At 47.6% G+C, this 1,327-nt stretch carries 1 protein-coding gene; it reads right to left on the minus strand.

Going from position 1 to position 1,327, the window contains the following annotated elements; all coding sequences use genetic code 11:
• Nucleotides 1-48: 48 nt before the first annotated feature.
• A complete protein-coding gene (locus tag B5E60_RS13540) occupies nt 49-1,206 on the minus strand; it encodes an IS4 family transposase (protein ID WP_087312474.1) in 1,158 nt (385 codons plus the stop codon).
• Nucleotides 1,207-1,327 lie beyond the last annotated feature (121 nt).

Genomic DNA, 1,327 nt, shown 5'->3' on the forward strand with positions numbered 1-1,327 from the left:
CATTCGTGTCCGGGAAAAATCCGGACTGGTTATTATAAAGTTTAACAATTAAAACAAAGTAGGTTCGGTAGAACCATCCGGTTCATTGACAATATTGCAGTTAGGTTTACAGAACAGGGTCTTGAGTTCGACAGTATCTGTAAGTGAGACACTTACAAGCTGGAGCATCTCGTAGATTGACCGTTGGACATCCATCTTCTTCTGGACAATCGCCATCATGCAGTAGGCGGTTACAGCAGTGTAGATTTGGATTCTTACGGCATTCTCGGTCTGCCCCCAGAATTTTTTAACCTTAAGGTGCTGCTTCAGCCATTTGAAGAACAGCTCTATCTGCCACCTGTTGTGGTACAGTTCGGCCACCTTCAACGGGTTTATATTCAGGGCGTTTGTGAAGAAGATGAAAGTCCTGCCGGACTCCGGATCCAGGTACAGTATCCGTCTGATCTTCTCGGGATATTTGCTCATCGTCAGCTGGCCGTCCATATATCCGACGGCATCGGACATGACACCTGCAGGCAGCCTGCGCTTCCATCTCATGGGCTTGAAGTCGTTGTTCTTCTTGCCCCTGACCACGAAGTATGCTCCCACGCCGTCAATGGTGAATAGCCTGCCGAAGTCGTTGTATGCACGGTCGAAGATGTAGAACGAGTTCTCCTCATACGGTATTGCATCCATCGCCCTTGTGTCATGGTTTCTGGCCGGTGTTATATGGAAGAATGTCGGGATCTGCGTCTCAATGTCATACAGGGTATGGAGCTTGATCCCTCCTTTCTTCTTTCTGAACAGGGCCCAGCTAAAGACGCTGAGGCACAGGTCGATCGTGCTTGAGTCGAAGGCATATACCTTGCCTCCGAGCTTGAATATCTCGGTCGCCCTGCACTGCCTTGCCTCTGCCATCACTCTGTAGGCGAACTCCTCAAAGATACGGTAATCCCGGTTGGCATTGGCATCGGCAAGAGTACTCTTTGAGGCGTGCTTCCCGAAGCCCAGATGAAAGGCCTTGTTCGCGTGCGCATGTGTCGCCAGCACAAGATCCCTGAGGCTTTCCCGGTTGGACAGTTGTCCGAACATCATGACAGCCAGCTGGTTCCAGCAGGAAAAGGTCTTGACATACTTGTCTCCGCTATACTTCTTTGATATTCTGAGAAATACAAACGGATCCAAGAAAGATAAAAGTTGAGAGAACACGTATTTTCCTTTATTCATGTGCCATTCTACGATAGTCTGGCAAAGATAAATTCAAATCGTTGCGCTCGTTTTATCTCTGTAAATTCCTAATCATCAATATTTTCAAAGAACTTTCATGATTTTTTACCGGACACTAGTG

Origin of the sequence: Alistipes sp. An116, from assembly GCF_002161005.1 — a bacterium.
GTDB lineage: Bacteria > Bacteroidota > Bacteroidia > Bacteroidales > Rikenellaceae > Alistipes > Alistipes megaguti.

Excerpts from the sequence above, each read along its gene's own strand:
- B5E60_RS13540 (WP_087312474.1), bottom strand. The coding sequence starts at position 1,206 with ATGAATAAAGGAAAATACGTGTTCTCTCAACTTTTATCTTTCTTGGAT.